Origin of the sequence: Paenibacillus sp. BR2-3 (assembly GCF_046529485.1) — a bacterium.
GTDB lineage: Bacteria > Bacillota > Bacilli > Paenibacillales > Paenibacillaceae > Paenibacillus_AQ.
The window spans coordinates 1,935,765-1,953,387 of record NZ_CP126311.1; the positions used below are offsets into that span (position 1 = coordinate 1,935,765).

At 50.1% G+C, this 17,623-nt stretch carries 14 protein-coding genes; all 14 read left to right on the forward strand.

The annotated features are described in order from the left end of the window. Positions 1-26: 26 nt before the first annotated feature. The 14 genes from PaeBR_RS09110 (at position 27) to sigG (ending at position 17,501) form a co-directional block, all read left to right on the forward strand. Entirely contained in the window at positions 27-1,952 is a 1,926-nt protein-coding gene (locus tag PaeBR_RS09110; protein WP_410515123.1) for a stage V sporulation protein D, read from the forward strand. A 55-nt stretch (positions 1,953-2,007) separates the two neighbouring features. Beyond that, entirely contained in the window at positions 2,008-3,495 is a 1,488-nt protein-coding gene (locus PaeBR_RS09115; protein WP_410514517.1) for a UDP-N-acetylmuramoyl-L-alanyl-D-glutamate--2,6-diaminopimelate ligase, read from the forward strand. Continuing rightward, positions 3,492-4,886 carry a UDP-N-acetylmuramoyl-tripeptide--D-alanyl-D-alanine ligase gene (locus PaeBR_RS09120; RefSeq protein WP_410514518.1) on the forward strand — a complete coding sequence of 465 codons (1,395 nt, stop codon included), beginning with the start codon at positions 3,492-3,494 and terminating at the stop codon, positions 4,884-4,886. The genes PaeBR_RS09115 and PaeBR_RS09120 overlap by 4 nt, the downstream gene beginning before the upstream one ends. Before the next feature lie 30 nt (positions 4,887-4,916). Next, on the forward strand, positions 4,917-5,882 hold the full coding sequence (gene mraY, locus PaeBR_RS09125) for a phospho-N-acetylmuramoyl-pentapeptide-transferase (RefSeq protein WP_410514519.1): 966 nt from the start codon (positions 4,917-4,919) through the stop codon (positions 5,880-5,882). A 3-nt stretch (positions 5,883-5,885) separates the two neighbouring features. Then, on the forward strand, positions 5,886-7,307 hold the full coding sequence (murD, locus tag PaeBR_RS09130) for a UDP-N-acetylmuramoyl-L-alanine--D-glutamate ligase (RefSeq protein WP_410514520.1): 1,422 nt from the start codon (positions 5,886-5,888) through the stop codon (positions 7,305-7,307). 49 nt (positions 7,308-7,356) lie between these two features. Then, the gene (gene spoVE / locus PaeBR_RS09135; RefSeq protein ID WP_410514521.1) at positions 7,357-8,454 is read left to right on the forward strand and encodes a stage V sporulation protein E; all 1,098 of its coding nucleotides are present in this window, start codon (positions 7,357-7,359) and stop codon (positions 8,452-8,454) included. Between the two features lie 5 nt (positions 8,455-8,459). Next, positions 8,460-9,578, forward strand: a complete 1,119-nt coding sequence (gene murG / locus PaeBR_RS09140) for an undecaprenyldiphospho-muramoylpentapeptide beta-N-acetylglucosaminyltransferase (protein ID WP_410514522.1) — start codon at positions 8,460-8,462, stop codon at positions 9,576-9,578. Positions 9,579-9,811: 233 nt separating this feature from the next. Then, positions 9,812-11,104, forward strand: coding sequence for a UDP-N-acetylglucosamine 1-carboxyvinyltransferase (gene murA / locus PaeBR_RS09145; protein ID WP_410514523.1), 1,293 nt, complete (start codon positions 9,812-9,814; stop codon positions 11,102-11,104). A gap of 116 nt (positions 11,105-11,220) precedes the next feature. Further along, positions 11,221-11,976, forward strand: a complete 756-nt coding sequence (locus tag PaeBR_RS09150) for a cell division protein FtsQ/DivIB (protein ID WP_410514524.1) — start codon at positions 11,221-11,223, stop codon at positions 11,974-11,976. Positions 11,977-12,207: 231 nt separating this feature from the next. Continuing rightward, entirely contained in the window at positions 12,208-13,479 is a 1,272-nt protein-coding gene (ftsA, locus tag PaeBR_RS09155) for a cell division protein FtsA (RefSeq protein WP_410514525.1), read from the forward strand. A 63-nt stretch (positions 13,480-13,542) separates the two neighbouring features. Continuing rightward, positions 13,543-14,658 (forward strand): cell division protein FtsZ, encoded by a 1,116-nt coding sequence (gene ftsZ, locus PaeBR_RS09160; protein WP_410514526.1) that lies wholly within the window; start codon positions 13,543-13,545, stop codon positions 14,656-14,658. A gap of 244 nt (positions 14,659-14,902) precedes the next feature. Next, complete coding sequence (gene spoIIGA, locus PaeBR_RS09165; RefSeq protein ID WP_410515124.1) at positions 14,903-15,850, forward strand: sigma-E processing peptidase SpoIIGA; 948 nt, start codon at positions 14,903-14,905, stop codon at positions 15,848-15,850. Between the two features lie 67 nt (positions 15,851-15,917). Continuing rightward, the gene (gene sigE, locus PaeBR_RS09170; protein WP_307585956.1) at positions 15,918-16,640 is read left to right on the forward strand and encodes an RNA polymerase sporulation sigma factor SigE; all 723 of its coding nucleotides are present in this window, start codon (positions 15,918-15,920) and stop codon (positions 16,638-16,640) included. 78 nt (positions 16,641-16,718) lie between these two features. Further along, a complete protein-coding gene (sigG, locus tag PaeBR_RS09175) occupies positions 16,719-17,501 on the forward strand; it encodes an RNA polymerase sporulation sigma factor SigG (RefSeq protein ID WP_307585955.1) in 783 nt (260 codons plus the stop codon). Positions 17,502-17,623: the final 122 nt, after the last annotated feature.

Below are 17,623 nucleotides of genomic sequence, written 5' to 3' on the forward strand. Positions count from 1 at the left end.
TTGCGGTGAAAGCGGGGGATAACGGAATGAAGGTCTCGAAGGTCGTGACTAGGCGGCGGATGCTTTGGACTCTGCTGAGCCTTGCGGTTTTGTTCGCGGCACTGGTTGTGCGTCTTGCTTATGTTCAACTGTCTAAAGGTGAGGAGCTCTCTGCCAAAGCAGAGGATTCCTGGCGTCGAAATATTCCGTTTACAGCTAAACGGGGTGAGATTGTGGACCGTCAGGGCGTTGCGCTGGCCTATAACATCAGCTCTCCTACGATTTATGCCATTCCCGTGCAAGTGAAGGAAAAGGAAAAGACTGCACAGCAGTTGGCGCCGCTGCTCGGTATGACCGAGGAAAAGCTTGTGAAGCTGATGTCCCAAAAGAATGCCTCGGTCAGATTGCAGCCCGGCGGCCGCAAAATTACGATGGAGCTTGCCGCCGGCATTCGTGATTTGCAGCTGCCGGGCATCGTTGTGGCTGAGGATAACAAGCGGTATTATCCATATGGGGATCTTGCAGCACATATACTTGGCTTCACTGGTATTGATAATCAAGGAATAACTGGAGTGGAGACCGTTTACGATAAGCTGCTGCAAGGGATACGCGGGAATATATCCTACTTGTCCGATGCGGCCGGAAGGCTGATGCCAGGCTCTTCTGAGCAGTATTCCGAACCCGAGGATGGCCTTAGTCTGCAGTTGACTATTGATAAGCAGATCCAGTCGATCATGGAACGCGAGCTGGATCAAGCAATGGTTAAATATCAGGCCCAGGGCAGTTGGGCAATCGCCATGAATCCTAAGAATGGCGAGATTCTGGCCATGGCCAGCAGGCCGGGGTATGAACCTGGACAATATAAGGAATATGATGCTGGAATCTATAACCGGAATTTACCGATCTGGATGACTTATGAACCAGGTTCTACGTTCAAAATCATCACCTTGGCCGCTGCGCTGCAGGAGGGTAAGGTGGACCTGGAGCATGACCATTTCTTTGACCCAGGGTTTATTGAGGTCGGCGGAGCGAGACTGCGCTGCTGGAAAAAAGGCGGCCACGGCAGCGAGACCTTCATGCAGGTGGTTGAGAATTCCTGTAATCCGGGCTTTGTTGCTCTGGGACAACGGTTGGGCAAAGAAACACTGTTCAAATATATCCGGAATTTCGGTTTCGGAAGCAAGACGGGAATCGATTTGAATGGCGAATCGAACGGTATCCTGTTCAAACCGTCGCAGGTTGGTCCGGTAGAACTGGCGACTACGGCCTTCGGGCAAGGGGTATCTGTTACCCCAATCCAGCAGATAGCTGCTGTTTCAGCGGCAATCAACGGGGGTAACCTGTATAAGCCCCATGTGGCTAAGGCCTGGATTCATCCGGATACCGGGAAGACTGTATCAGAGATGAAGCCGGAGCTTATCAAACAGGTTATTTCGGAAGAAACCTCCAAGAAGGTTCGGGAAGCCCTGGAAAGTGTCGTGGCCAAGGGAACGGGCCGTCCGGCCTTTATCGATGGCTACCGAGTCGGCGGGAAGACGGGAACCGCTCAGAAGGTCATAAACGGACGCTATTCTCCGACCGAGCATATCGTTTCTTTTATCGGCTTCGCGCCTGCGGATGATCCGCAAATCGTTGTCTACACTGCGGTCGACAACCCCAAGGGTCTCCAGTTTGGCGGCGTAGTGGCCGCTCCGATCGTACAAAACATTTTGGAAGATTCCCTGCATTATATGAAGGTCCCGGAACGCAGTAATCAGCTTCCCAAAACTTATAAGCTTGGTGAGGTTCCAATTGTTACAGTACCGGATCTTACGGGAGCAACGGTGCAGGATATTTATGAGGATTTGAACATGAATTTTAATCTGGCCCGATCAGGTTCTGGCAATACTGTTATTAATCAGGCGCCAAAAGCCGGGACGAGAGTCGAGCAGGGATCAACGATCAGGATTTATTTGGGCTCTTCCAGTGAATAACTATATTTATATAGCAGGTTATCACCTAACTGAAAATGTAGAGTGAGGGATTAATATGAAAGTTAATGAACTGTCTTCTTGTCTGGCAACTTCGCGTCTTTATGGTGATGGCGATGTAGAGATAAGCGATGTCCAGACCGACTCGCGGCGTGTGAAGCCTGGCGATCTGTTCATTTGTCTGCCCGGTCATACTGTGGACGGACATGAGTATGCTCCGCAGGCTGCGGCAAAGGGTGCAACAGCCATCGTGTGTGAGCGGAAGCTGGATATTGACTTGCCGCAGGTCATTGTCGATGACAGCCGGTTCGCGATGTCGGTAATTTCGAATGCGTTCTTTGGCTCACCCAGCAGCAGAATGAGAATGATCGGTGTAACAGGCACAAACGGCAAGACTACGACTACCTATTTGATCGAGCGGATCATGCAGGACCAGGACATTAAGACTGGACTCATCGGCACGATACAAATGCGTTATGACGGTCAAAGCTATCCGATGTCCGGAACAACGCCGGAATCCCTGGAACTGCAGCGCTCCCTTCAGGATATGGCCTCAAAGGGAGTCCAATGTTGTGTGATGGAGGTGTCTTCCCACGCTTTGGAGCAGGGCCGGGTCAAAGGTACCGATTTCCGTACAGCCATATTTACAAATCTGTCCCAGGATCATCTGGATTATCATCATACAATGGAGGAATATCGTGCTGTAAAAGGGCTGTTCTTCTCCCGGCTTGGAAACGTCATTTCTCCCTGGAAGGAAGAACGCAAATATGCTGTACTGAACGCGGATGATGCTGCCAGCATCTATTTTGCGGCCCAGACTGCGGCGGAAGTAGTTACATATGGCATTGATAGCGAGGCTAATGTACGGGCTTCACAAATATCGATAACAGCCAAAGGAACCTTTTTCCATGTAGATACGTTTAAGGGAGAGGCAGATATTTCGCTGCGAATGGTTGGGAAATTTAATGTTTATAATGCGCTCGCAGCTATCGCCGCCGCTCTCCTTGAGGATATTCCATTAGCGGAGATCAAGGCCAGCCTTGAGGCTGTAGCCGGGGTGGATGGCCGCGTGGAGTCTGTAGACGAGGGCCAGAACTTTGCAGTGATTGTGGATTACGCCCATACTCCGGACGGTCTGGAAAATGTTCTGCGTACGGTTCGCGAATTTGCCGCAGGGAAGGTGTTCACGGTGTTTGGCTGCGGAGGAGACAGAGACCGCACCAAACGGCCGCTAATGGGTAAAATTGCCGCCAGGTACAGCGATTTTGTACTTGTGACCTCCGATAATCCGCGAACCGAAGACCCGCTGTTGATCTTAAAGGATATAGAGGCGGGACTGACTGAGGACGGAATATCACCTGAAAGATATGAGCTGATTGCCGACCGTCGTGAAGCGATTAGAAAAGCTATTGAAATGGCAAGCCCCGGCGATGTAGTATTGATTGCGGGGAAAGGTCATGAGACCTATCAAATCATAGGCGGGGTAGTACATGATTTCGATGATCGAATCGTCGCCAAAGAAGTCATAAGGGGTCGAAGCAATTGATTATAAGAACGCTGGAAAATATCGCGGTGATGTGCGGGGGAGAATTGCTTGCTCCCGGGGCAGCCGCTACAGAAATAGCGGGAGTTGTAACAGATTCCCGCAAGATTACACCTGCCTGTCTATTTGTTCCGCTTACTGGGGAACACTTTGAGGGTCATGATTTCGGCGCTGCAGCACTTGCCGCCGGGGCTGCAGGTATATTATGGCAGCGCAACAAGGGACCTGCTCCGGACGGGGCTGTTATTGTAGTTGAAGATACACTTATGGCCCTGCAAATGCTGGGCACCGCTTATTTGACTCAAATTGCCCCTCAAGTGGTCGCCATTACAGGCAGTAACGGTAAAACTACGACGAAAGATATAGTTACTGCTCTCTTGGAAAGCCAGTACAAGGTTCACAAAACGCAAGGTAACTTCAATAATCATATCGGGCTGCCGTTGACCCTCCTTTCGATGAAGGAGGATACGGAAATCGCCGTTCTGGAAATGGGCATGAGCTCTCGCGGGGAAATAGCACTGCTGGCATCCCTGGCCGCTCCGGATGTGGCCGTGATCACCAATATTGGAGAATCGCATTTGCTGCAGCTTGGCTCCCGCATGGAAATTGCCCGCGCGAAGCTGGAAATTACCGAAGGATTGAAGCCGGAAGGGCTGCTGATTTATAACGGCGATGAGCCGCTTCTTGCAGAGGTTCTGACAGAGGGAAGCCTGTCTTTGCCAGCAGGGATGAAGACCTTCCGATTTGGAATAACCGCTGATAACGACGATTATCCTACCGGGATCATGGCGCATGCCGGCGGCATGACATTTACATCGAACTGTCATGGTGACCGTGCCTTCACGCTGCCTCTTCCCGGCAAACATAATGTTATTAACAGTTTGGCTGCCTTAGCGGTAGCGCGTCATTATGGGATTAGCGAAGATCATATTGAAGCCGGACTCCATAATCTGAAGCTGACCGGGATGAGAATTGAGGTAATGACTACTCCCTCAGGGATTACCCTGTTAAATGATGCCTACAATGCCAGTCCGACGTCGATGAAGGCGGCGATTGATGTGCTGCAGTCCATGAAGGGCAGTGGCCAGAAAATCGCAGTTCTCGGGGACATGCTGGAACTTGGTCCCGAAGAGGCGCAGTTTCATGCGGAAATCGGCTCCTATCTGGACCCGGAAAAGACGGATCTGCTGTTTACGTTCGGCCGTTTGTCAGAGCATCTGGCCAGTGCAGCAGGGAAGAAGTTCGGAAATGACCGTATATTTTCTTTTACAGATAAAGAAGAACTGACCGCGCTTCTCCGCACCAAATGCAGTCCAAGGGATATTGTGCTGTTCAAGGCTTCCCGGGGCATGCGTCTGGAGGAAGTCCTGCATAGCCTGATTGCTCATGTGTAACATAACAAAACTATTGGAGGGGGTGAACCCATGGATTATCAACTGTTGCTGCTGACTATTGCTGTGTCCTTTATCCTTGCGGTCATTGCCGCTCCGCTCTTCATTCCTCTGCTCCGCAGGATGAAATTCGGACAGCAGGTACGCGATGACGGACCTCAAAGCCATTTGAAAAAGGCGGGTACGCCAACGATGGGCGGTATTGTGATCATCGTGGCCTTCACGCTGTCGTATTTGAAATTTTCTGTCGTAAATACGGATTTTTATGTATTGCTGGTTGCTACGCTGGGCTATGGCCTCATCGGTTTTTTGGATGATTATATTAAAATAGTGTTCAAACGCTCGCTCGGCCTCACGCCGCGCCAGAAGCTGTTCGGTCAGCTGCTGGTAGGAGCCGTACTTTGCGCACTGCTGATTTCTGCGGGACATAGTACAAGTATCAGCATTCCGGGTACGTCTTTCAGCTTTGACTGGTCTGGCTGGTTCTATTATCCGTTTATCGTTATCATGATGATGGCGATTACGAATGCGGTCAATTTTACCGACGGATTGGACGGTCTGTTATCAGGGGTGAGTGCTATTGCCTTGGCGGCTTATGCAGTAGTGGCGATGCAGGCGACCTCTATTGCAGCGGGAGTATGCGCCGCAGCGATGATTGGGGCAGTGCTGGGTTTTCTTGTTTTCAACGCGTATCCTGCCAAAGTATTTATGGGTGATACCGGATCGTTCGGTATTGGCGGTGCCATCGGCGCAATTGCTATTGTGACGAAGAGCGAGCTGCTTTTCCTGGTGATAGGCGGTGTCTTTGTCATTGAAATGCTGTCCGTTGTTTTGCAGGTGGCCTCATTCAAGACCCGTGGTAAACGTATTTTCAAAATGAGCCCGATCCACCACCACTTTGAGCTTAGCGGCTGGTCGGAATGGCGGGTCGTTATTACATTCTGGGCCGTAAGCCTGGTTCTGGCCGGCTTGGGACTTTATATCAGCAAGGGGTTGTAAAGAATGAAACATCCGGATATGTACCGCGGCCAGGAAGTTGTTGTCCTGGGCCTTGCCAAGAGCGGTGTGCAGGTAGCCAAGGTGCTGCATGAACGCGGCGCGAACGTTACGGTTAATGATAAAAAGGAAAGAGATCAAAGTCCCGAAGCTTCCGAATTGGAATCTTTGGGAATTTGTGTTATATGCGGCGGACATCCGGAAGGGCTGATTCATGAGGGTGTAGCCCTTGTTGTTAAGAATCCGGGTATTCCTTACACCGTTACGCCCGTTCAAAAGGCAATACAACTGGGCATTGAGATTGTGACGGAGGTAGAGGTGGCTTACCGTCTTTGTGCGGCTCCAATGATCGGGATCACCGGCTCTAACGGCAAGACGACAACGACAACCTGGGTAGGACATATGCTTGAAGCTGCGGGAATGAACCCGATCGTCGCCGGGAACATCGGCACACCGCTTTGTCAGGCTGCGCAGGAAGCCACTGAGGACAACTGGATGGTTGTTGAGCTCAGCAGCTTTCAGCTCAAGGGAACGGAGACGTTCCGGCCTAAGGTGGGCTGTCTGCTGAATGTCGCCGAAACGCATTTGGATTATCATGGCGATATGAAGGATTATGTCGAATCCAAGGCGAAGCTGTTCGCCAATCAGGTAGAGAGCGACATCGCTGTATTGAACTGGGATGATTCTTACTGCCGGGAGCTTGTGCCTTATTTGAAAGGGACACTGCTGCCATTTTCGATGAATGAGGAACTGGTTCAGGGCGTTTATGTCAGCCCATCCTTCGTTCCTGACACCGAGGATGATTTGAAACGCACCATTATCTATCGTGATGTCGCAGGACAGGAAGTTGAAATTGCTGAAGTTGATTCCATAGGTCTTCCCGGCCGCTTCAATGTTGAGAATGCGCTCGCTGCCTGTGCCATTGCTATTGCGGCGGGTGCAGATCCGGCTTTACTCGGTGAGGTGCTGGCCTCATTCCGCGGTGTGGAACACCGGCTGGAATATGTGGCGCAGAAGGGCGGCGCCGCTTATTACAACAATTCCAAAGCAACCAACTCCAAAGCAACCTCAATGGCCCTGACCTCCTTCCGGCAGCCTGTTGTATTGATTGCCGGGGGGCTGGACCGCGGTTCCGACTATATGGAGCTGCTGCCTGTTCTGAGCGGCCGGGTCAAGGCAATGGTAGCTTTGGGAGAAACAAGGGACAAGCTGGCGCGTATAGCCGAAATGGCAGGACTAAAGCATATCGTTACCGTCGATAATGGGGATAGCGCCGCCGACGTGCTGCAGGTTGCCGTGCGGGAGGCTTCCGCTTTGGCGGAAGAAGGGGATATCGTTCTCCTGTCTCCCGCCTGCGCCAGCTGGGACATGTTTACATCCTATGAAGAGCGCGGGCGTATTTTTAAAGAGGCGGTGCATAACCTTTAAGTAGGGGGGCGGATAAGCCCCTACTACGGATGCAAGAGGTGTGCTCCTTATGAATAAGTCTCGTCCTGCGCCGGATATTTGGCTGCTGATCCCTATTCTATCTTTGCTGGCTATCGGCATGGTGATGGTATACAGCGCCGGATCCGTTCTGGGCTTTCGCAATTATGGAGATTCGTTTTATTTTGTCAAAAGACAGCTATTGTTTGCCGGATTCGGGCTGGTCGCGATGTATATCACAGCCAATACTGAATATCGGGTGTGGAAGGGCTTTGCCAAGGCAGGGTTGATTGTATGTTTTATCCTGCTCGTTATGGTCCTCATTCCAGGTATCGGGGTCGTACGCGGTGGAGCACGCAGCTGGCTGGGCATCAGTTCCTTCGGAATCCAGCCGTCCGAGTTCATGAAAATGGGGATGATCCTTTTCCTGGCTAACTGGCTGGGGCGCGAGGATTATGATATTTCCTCCTTCACTCGCGGACTGCTCCCGCCGCTCGCGCTGATCGGTTCGGCTTTTGCTTTGATCATGCTTCAGCCTGATCTTGGAACAGGTACAGTTATGGTGGGGGCCACTTTGATGATGGTCTACACAGCCGGGGCCCAAATAAAGCATCTGGTGTCACTAGGTATAGCGGGAGCAGTCGGCTTTGCAGGCTTGATTGCCACAGCGCCTTACCGCTTGCAGCGGATTACGGCTTTTCTTGATCCCTGGTCGGACCCGCTCGGCGCAGGTTACCAGATCATCCAGTCGCTGTATGCCATAGGCCCCGGGGGACTCGGCGGACTCGGGCTTGGGATGAGCCGCCAGAAATACAGTTACGTTCCCGAACCGCAGACCGACTTTATCTTTTCTATTTTGGCTGAGGAGCTGGGCTTTATCGGCGGATTGGCAGTGCTGACACTGTTTCTGATCCTGATTTGGCGTGGGATGAAGGTAGCCATGAGTCTGCCTGACCGCTTCGGCAGCTATTTGGCCGTAGGCATCGTTTGTATGGTGGCTGTTCAAGTCATTATCAACATCGGTGTGGTTATCGGTCTTATGCCCGTTACGGGCATTACGCTCCCGCTGATCAGCTACGGTGGCTCTTCACTGACCCTGATGCTTACAGCCCTCGGCATTTTATTGAACTTATCCCGTTATGTGAGGTGAAAGACATGCGTATCGTATTAAGCGGCGGAGGCACGGGAGGACATATTTATCCCGCGGTCGCGGTAGCCAGGCAGTTGGAAGCCGAGGAGGAGGAGGAGCGAACGGAAATTCTGTACATAGGCGGAACGAGGGGCCTTGAAAGCAAGCTTGTTCCCCAGGAGAAAATTCCGTTCAAGGCAATAGATATCACCGGTTTTCGGCGGAAGCTCTCTCTGGACAATGTGAAAACGGTTATGCGTTTCCTTAAAGGTGTGAAGTCTTCCAAGGAAATGCTGAAGCAGTTTAAACCGGACGTCGTTATAGGAACCGGAGGATATGTTTGCGGTCCGGTCGTTTATGCGGCTTCCAAGCTGGGCATTCCAACCTTGATTCATGAACAGAATGCAATTCCGGGCTTGACCAACAAGTTTCTCAGCAGATATGCCGATACGGTAGCCGTAAGCTTTGCAGGTACGGAGTCTTCCTTCCCTGGAAGCAAACGGGTGATTTATACAGGCAATCCCCGTGCGACTACTGTGACCACGGCAAGCCCTCAGCGAGGGTATGCTTCCCTTGGTATTTCCGAAGGCAGTACCGTTGTTCTGGTCGTAGGCGGCAGCCAGGGAGCCAAGGCAATTAATAAGGCTATGATTGAAATGGCTCCATTTGTGGGTAAGGGTAATGGAGTTCATTATGTGTATGTTACCGGTGAGCCGTATTTCGAAGAGACCCGCAAGGAATTGCGCGAAAAGCTGGGGGGACTGCCCAATGGGCTGCATGTCCTTCCCTACATTCACAATATGCCGGAGGTGCTGGCCTGCACTTCTCTTATAGTGAATCGTGCAGGTGCTTCTTTTCTCGCCGAGATTACAGCACTGGGTATTCCCTCCGTTCTTATTCCTTCACCTAACGTAACAAATAACCACCAGGAAGCGAATGCGAGACAACTGGAAGGCGAGGGTGCGGCAGTGGTCATATTGGAGAAAGATCTGACAGGGCCGGCCTTGCTCAGCGCCATTCATAACATTATCGGAGATGAACAATTACGTCAAAAGATGTCCCTGAACGCACAGCGGCTCGGCAAAAGGGACTCTGCGGCTGTGATTACGAAGGAGCTGCGCAGACTGGTCGCCCAGAAGAGTTAGACCTGTTATGTATATGCACAGCCAAGCGCAATTTGCGTGAAGTTCTTAATAGGCTGCGGCTGTCACACACCCGAGGGATTTGACATAGGATAATCCTATAATCGTGACAATCACCCAGGGCACTTCCGGTATATATGGAGAATAAGCAGAGGCGAACTATCTTGATCGGCTATCTTCCTACTCCTGGTACCGAGTGTTTGTGGTGGGTGAGCGGTAAACTCGGGGGTGATACATTGGACAAATTGGTGATTGAGGGAGGGAATCCCTTGTCAGGCACCATTCGCATCCATGGAGCAAAAAATGCAGCATTGCCGATATTGGCGGCAAGCCTGCTGGCCGAAGGAGTTCACTCACTGCATAATGTGCCGAAGCTGCTTGACATCGAAACTATGCTGGATATATTGGGCCGGCTGGGCTGCGCAAGTGTGCATGAAGAGGAAACGGTGACGATAAATACGTCATCCGTGAGTACATCCCATGTTCCTGAGGATCTAATGCGGCAGATGAGATCCTCAATCTTTCTTATGGGACCTTTGTTATCGAGATTTGGCGAAGTGACGATTTACCAGCCGGGCGGCTGTGCGATCGGAGAACGCAAAATCGACCTTCACCTGCAGGGTTTACAGGCACTGGGGGCGGAGATTGAGGAAAGCAACGGCCGGGTTTCCTGCCGGGCAGCAAAGCTTACGGGAAGTGATATTCATCTCGACTATCCGAGTGTAGGGGCGACGGAGAATATTATGATGGCTGCGGCCAAAGCAGAAGGCACTACAACGATATCGGGTGCGGCCAGAGAGCCCGAGATTCAAGATCTGCAGAATTTTTTGAATAAGATGGGTGCTCATATTATAGGGGCGGGAACGGACACGATTACTATTCAAGGTGTGGAAAAGCTCTACCCCTGTTCATATGAGGTTATTCCTGACAGGATTGTGGCCGGGACCGTAATGATTGCAGCAGCAGCAACACGGGGCGCTGTAACATTGACCCGGACCAATGCCGGGCATCTGTCCTCACTGATTCATGTTCTGAAGCGTGCAGGTGTTCAAATCACAGTATGCAATGATATAATTAATATCAGCTGTATGGGACGGCCTCGGGCAGTAGAAAGAATTATAACTTCTCCTTACCCTTCTTTTCCTACCGATTTACAGTCACAGGTTATGGTCCTTCTAGCACTGGCCGATGGTTTTAGTATCATCAAGGAGACGGTATTCGAAGGACGATTCAAGCATGTGGATGAGATGGCCCGAATGGGCGCGGATATTTCCATTGATTTGAATCGTGCGTTTATCCGCGGCGTACAAAGGCTGTATGGTGCCACCGTGGAGGCTACGGATTTACGCGCCGGGGCAGCACTTGTCATCGCCGGGCTTGCCGCCCAAGGCACCACGATTGTGGAGCAAGCGCATCATATCGATCGGGGCTATGACGGCATCGAGAAGCTGTTTCAGAAGTTGGGCGCCCGCATTACCCGTAAAGTATCTGTACCGGGTCCCTTTGATTTAAACTACAAGGATGTATAGGCTGCACGGATTCCGTCCCGAAAAGTACGGTAATGCTGTTTTCTTCCTGGCCAATTAAAGATCCTGTCTTCTACCTGTCCAAGGAGGAGACAGGGCCTTCTTACGGAGATATGAGAATGTCAAAAACGCGTTTACCTCTTCTTAAAGAGGACAAGCCCAAGAAAAAAATGAGCCGGAGGCTTACGGCTATACTGCTGCTGCTTTTCATTGCGCTTCTTGCCGTGATTTTTTTCCGCTCGTCTGTCAGCCGGATAACGCAGATTACGTTTGAAGGCAGCAAATATTCCACACAACAGGAATTGCTTGCCCAAAGCGGTCTGAGAATCGGAGGGCAATTCTTTGCGGTTTCCAAGGAATCGGTGCAAAAATCCATGCTGAAATTGAATACCATTCAAACAGCAACTGTGGAAAAATCCTTTCCGGGCATTATTAAAGTTCATATCGAGGAATTTCCGGCTGTAGCTTACGAGCTGGACGGTGAGGGGACCCTGAAGGCGATTTTATCCAGCAGCGCGGCGGTATCCATTAATGAAACCGGCATTGCGGTAGAGAAGCCTATACTGACAAACTGGAAGGACTCTGACCCCTTCAAAACCAAGCTGTGCAAAGTGCTGGGGAGCATTCCCAACGAACTTACAAGTGATATTTCAGAAATTGTCCCTTCACCGACACTCTCTTTTCCAGACCGGATCAAGATGTATACCCGGTCCCGCTTTGAGGTTATTACAGCGATTTCATTGCTGAGTGATAAGATTGAATATTTAAATCAGGTTATCGAAACAGAACAGCCTGGACTGATCAAGATGCTAGAAGCGGATTCATATGTTCCCTTTTTTACAGAAAACGGTGATGGTGAGGACTTACAAGAGTAAAAAGTCCCTACTAATACTAGTAAAAAAATGCTACAATCGATTTTATGGGCAAGAAGTTACATCCCCCTTTTTTCTCCGTTAACCATTGGAGATTATCAACAATCTTCCAGTCAAAAAAATTGTTGAAAAAAGAGGGAAAGCATTGCGTATGTGGAATATGTACAGAGACGTTTCCCGGGACCGGGAACAAATTTATCACTTATTTCATTATAACAGGAGGTGCCATAGGGCTTGAGCAACAATGACATCATTGTTAGTTTGGACATCGGTACATCCAAAGTTCGTGCAATTATTGGGGAAGTTACCAATGGAACCTTTAATATTATTGGCGTTGGATCTGCTAATTCCGAAGGAATACGTAAAGGCGCGATTGTAGATATCGATCAGACCGTTCAGTCCATCAAGAGTGCTGTCGAGCATGCAGAACAAATGGTCGGTATTCAAATATCCGAGGTATATGTCGGCATTTCGGGAAATCACATCGGACTTCAATCCAGTCATGGCGTTGTAGCGGTTCAGAATGAGGACCGCGAAATTGGCCAGGAGGATATCGAGCGCGTAATCAAGGCGGCGGAAGTGATCGCATTGCCTCCAGAGCGTGAAGTTATCGATGTTGTCGCGAAGCAATATATTGTCGATGGTCTTGAAGGAATTCAGGATCCCCGGGGGATGATCGGCGTTCGCCTTGAAGTGGAAGCTACGATCATTACCGGTGCAAAGACGCCAATACATAACCTGTTACGCTGTGTTGAGAAATCAGGCTTGAAGGTTAAGGATCTTGTACTGATGTCTCTCGGAGCAGGAGGATTGGCGCTATCCAAAGATGAGAAATCAATGGGTGCCGTCCTGGTGGATATAGGTGCGGGTTCAACAACGATAGCTGTATATGAAGAAGGCTCTCTTAGTGCAACTTCTACGATTCCGATTGGCGGAGAATTTGTAACCAATGATATTGCCTACGGACTTCGGACACTAACCGATCAGGCTGAGAAGGTTAAGCTGAAGTATGGTTGTGCCTGGATTGATGATGCTGCCTCGGACGTTACCTTCAAGGTGCTCCGGATTGGCAGCAATGTGGAGAAGGAGTTCAACCAGGAGGATTTGGCGGCAATTATTGAACCGCGTGTCCAGGAGATTTTCCATCTTATCTCTCAGGAAGTGAAACGGCTTGGTTACATTGACCTTCCCGGAGGTTATATATTAACGGGTGGCACTGTATCGATGCCGGGTGTATTGAAGGCTGCTCAGTCAGAGCTGTCCTCATCCGTACGCATTGCCGTTCCGGATTATATTGGTGTTCGGGACCCTGGCTTCACTGGCGGTGTCGGCATTCTGCATAACGTAGTCCGCAGTTTCCGCGGACGTAGCAGCAGTGGAAATAGCAATAGCAACAAGAAGACGGTTAACCGCAGTACTAAGCAGAATTCTGCACCAAGTCAGAGTTCTGCCCGGAAATCCGGATTGGTGGAGCGTATAAAGGATATTTTTAGTGATTTCATATAAGCGAAAGTCCAGATATACTTGGACCGGCCATCCAAGCACTATTCTAGGGGGAGATGGAATAATATGTTAGAATTTGATTTTGAAATGGAGAGCTTGGCGCAAATAAAAGTCATCGGCGTCGGCGGCGGCGGTAGCAACGCTGTTAACCGGATGATTGAGAACGGCGTTCAGGGTGTTGAGTTCATCACGGTAAATACAGATGCCCAAGCGCTGCATATGGCCAAATCGGAGCACAAGCTGCAAATCGGGGACAAATTAACCCGTGGATTGGGTGCAGGAGCGAATCCTGAGGTCGGCAAGAAAGCGGCTGAAGAATCCCGCGACCTGATTTCTAATACACTTAAAGGCGCAGATATGGTTTTTGTTACCGCAGGTATGGGAGGCGGAACAGGAACAGGCGCAGCTCCGGTAATTGCTGAAATTGCCAGAGAGTGCGGAGCATTGACGGTAGGCGTTGTAACACGTCCTTTTACTTTTGAAGGCAGAAAACGTTCCAATCAGGCAGAGCTTGGTATCGAAGCGTTGAAAGAGAAAGTGGATACGCTAATCGTAATACCGAACGACCGTTTGCTGGAGATTGTCGATAAAAAAACACCGATGCTGGAAGCATTCCGTGAAGCGGACAATGTGCTGCGCCAGGCGGTACAGGGTATCTCGGATCTGATCGCCGTTCCGGGTCTGATCAACCTTGACTTTGCCGATGTAAAAACCATAATGACAGAGCGTGGCTCAGCACTTATGGGAATCGGCATTGCAACAGGAGAAAACCGTGCTTCGGAAGCGGCGCGTAAAGCCATTATGAGCCCGCTATTGGAAACATCCATTGAGGGAGCACGCGGAGTAATTATGAACATTACAGGCGGTTCCAATCTCTCGCTGTATGAAGTGAATGAAGCGGCTGAAATTGTAACCTCTGCTTCCGACCCTGAAGTGAACATGATCTTCGGCGCGATTATCGAGGAAACGATGAAGGACGAGATCAAGGTGACGGTTATAGCAACCGGCTTTGAGCATAAACCCTCACCGTCCGCTGCCCAGGTACGACGCCCTGCAGCCTCTCCGAGCGAGCCAGCCGCTGATAAGAACGCCAACCTGCGTCCTTTTGGCAATCAGACAAGTTCTGACCAGCTGGATATTCCGACGTTCCTGCGCAACCGTACACGCGGTAATAACGACTAATCTAAATCTATAATTAAGTTAAATAGACTATGACTATAAAAGCACCGTGAATCCCCTAGCATTTGCTGGAGGATTCACGGTGCTTTTTGCTGAAACCGAAAACTCGACAAAAAAACCTCAGGAATGCCCCCAGGTTTAGACAGACTTTGAATACGAGACTTTCTATACTAATCATATCGTCCAAAAAAGAATGACTTAGCCGCAAGGCTCAAGGCTAGATTTCCGTTTTAGGCAGGTGAATGTCCTGGTAGTATATATTGACTTGATATTTGCCGCCAATCTTTTGATCGACGGAATACTGCTGTGGCTTACCGGCTGGATGCTGAGGCTCAGGACACCCTGGTGGCGTATGAGTCTATCCGCCTTTGTCGGTGCGTTATATGTGGTGATGATGTTTGTGCCGGAATTGTCCTTTCTTTACACCTTCATCATCAAATTCGGATTGTCGGTGCTTATGCTATGGATAGCATTTGGCTTCGTTAGCCTGCAAAGCTACCTCCGGACTATGGGAGCGTTTTATATGATTAACTTTGCGGCAGCAGGCGGTATTCTTGGTATTCATTATTTGCTGCAAAGCTCCGGTGATATTTGGAATGGCATTATGTTTACTGCTGCAGGAGGTTATGCGTACCGGATAAAAATCGGCTTTTGGTTCATTCTCGCGATATTGCCTCTTGTACTGGTCTGCTTCAAAATGGTTCATTCCTCCCGTGTCAGGAGGGAAAAGCTAGAGACCTATATCGGTGAGGTGGAAGTAGAAATTGGCGGAGTATCTGTTGTCTGCAGCGGTTTGATGGATACCGGAAACAGGCTGTATGATCCTCTGACCCGTATTCCTGTAATGGTCATGGAGGCGGCACTTTGGGAAGGGTATCTCCCGGCCTCATGGAAAGGCAGACTGACTCAGGATGGAGCGGACAGACTTTTGCTGGAAACGGACGGGCAGTCCTTTGCCTGGCAGGACAGAATGCGGCTTGTGCCTTACCGGGGCGTCAACCGCGGGGCCTCCTTCATGCTCGCCTTGAAGCCGGACCTTGTAACGATAAGGCTCGGTGAAGATACTTTTCACAGTAAAAGAGTACTGATTGGGCTGGATGGCGGGACACTGTCGGGAGACGGCGCGTACCGGGCCATCATACACCCGGATTTGACCCAGACAGAGAGCATTGTTAACGCGGCGATCCCGTCCTGATGACCAGCCGCAGGAAGCGGACACTAGAAACTTTACACCGAACCATGCACTTCTAGAAGGAGGAACAATGATGGTTAAATGGAAAATCGCTATGCAGCTGCAATATTACCGCATGCTATTTCTGCTGGGGCTGAAAAGCCAGGAAATTTATTATATCGGCGGAAGCGAGGCACTGCCTCCTCCGCTGACGCGTGAGGAGGAGGAGTACTTGCTTCAGCGGCTATCCAGCGGCGACGCAGCTGTTCGTGCGATGCTGATTGAGCGCAATCTGCGGCTTGTTGTGTACATTGCCCGCAAATTTGAGAATACAGGCATTAACATTGAGGATCTGGTCTCCATAGGTGCCATAGGTCTGATAAAAGCGGTTAATACATTCGATCCCGAGAAAAAGATCAAGCTGGCAACCTATGCCTCCCGCTGCATAGAGAATGAAATTTTGATGTATTTGCGGCGTAACAGCAAGACGCGCAGTGAGGTTTCTTTTGATGAACCGTTAAATATTGATTGGGATGGCAATGAGCTGCTTCTGTCGGACGTGCTGGGTACGGAGAATGATACGATATACCGGAATATTGAGGAGCAGGTGGACCGGAAGCTGCTGCAGAAAGCGCTGGAAAAGCTGAGCGAACGGGAACGGCTGATTATGGAGCTCCGGTTCGGACTGCGCGGAGGCGAGGAAAAAACGCAAAAAGATGTCGCTGATCTGCTTGGCATATCCCAATCCTACATTTCACGGCTGGAGAAAAGAATTATCAAGCGGCTTCGCAAGGAGTTCAACAAGATGGTTTAAATAGACACGGCCAAGGAATAAAATGGCCACCCCGGGAGATAATGTACAGTAATGTTTCTCCTTGGGAGGTAAATCATCATGACCCGAAATAAAGTCGAGATTTGCGGTGTGGATACTTCCAAATTACCCGTTCTGACGAACGTGGAAATGCGGCTGCTGTTCACTTCGCTGCAGCAGCAGGGCGAACGTTCCGCCCGAGAGAAATTGGTAAACGGCAATCTGAGACTTGTATTAAGCGTCATCCAGCGATTCAATAATCGGGGAGAGTTCGTTGACGATCTGTTTCAGGTTGGTTGCATCGGGCTGATGAAAGCCATCGATAATTTTGATCTAGGGCAAAATGTTAAATTCTCCACATATGCAGTACCGATGATTATTGGAGAAATCCGCCGTTATCTGCGTGATAATAACCCGATCCGGGTGTCAAGATCACTGAGGGATATCGCCTATAAAGCGCTACAGGTACGGGATAGCCTTACTAATCAGAATTCGCGGGAACCTACCCTGTTGGAAATATCCGAGGCACTGGGCGTGCCCAAGGAAGACGTCGTTTTTGCGCTGGATGCGATCCAGGACCCGGTTTCCCTGTTTGAGCCGATCTATCATGACGGAGGAGATCCGATTTATGTAATGGACCAGATCAGCGATGACAAGAACAAGGATGTCTCCTGGATCGAAGAAATTGCATTACGCGAAGCTATGCGCAAGCTCGGGCAGCGGGAGAAGAGAATACTTTCGATGCGCTTTTTCGAAGGCAAGACCCAGATGGAGGTGGCGGATGAGATCGGCATTTCCCAGGCACAGGTTTCCCGTCTTGAAAAATCGGCCATTCAGCAGATGCAAAAGTATGTGAAATCTTAAGACCACTAAAAAAGTGAGGCCATGGGCGATCCGTAAAGGATCGCCTTTCTTAATAAAAAGATATTTCAGTTCTGCATGAAAATGACATGTAGCCAAGCTTATGTATCATATATTTATTAATA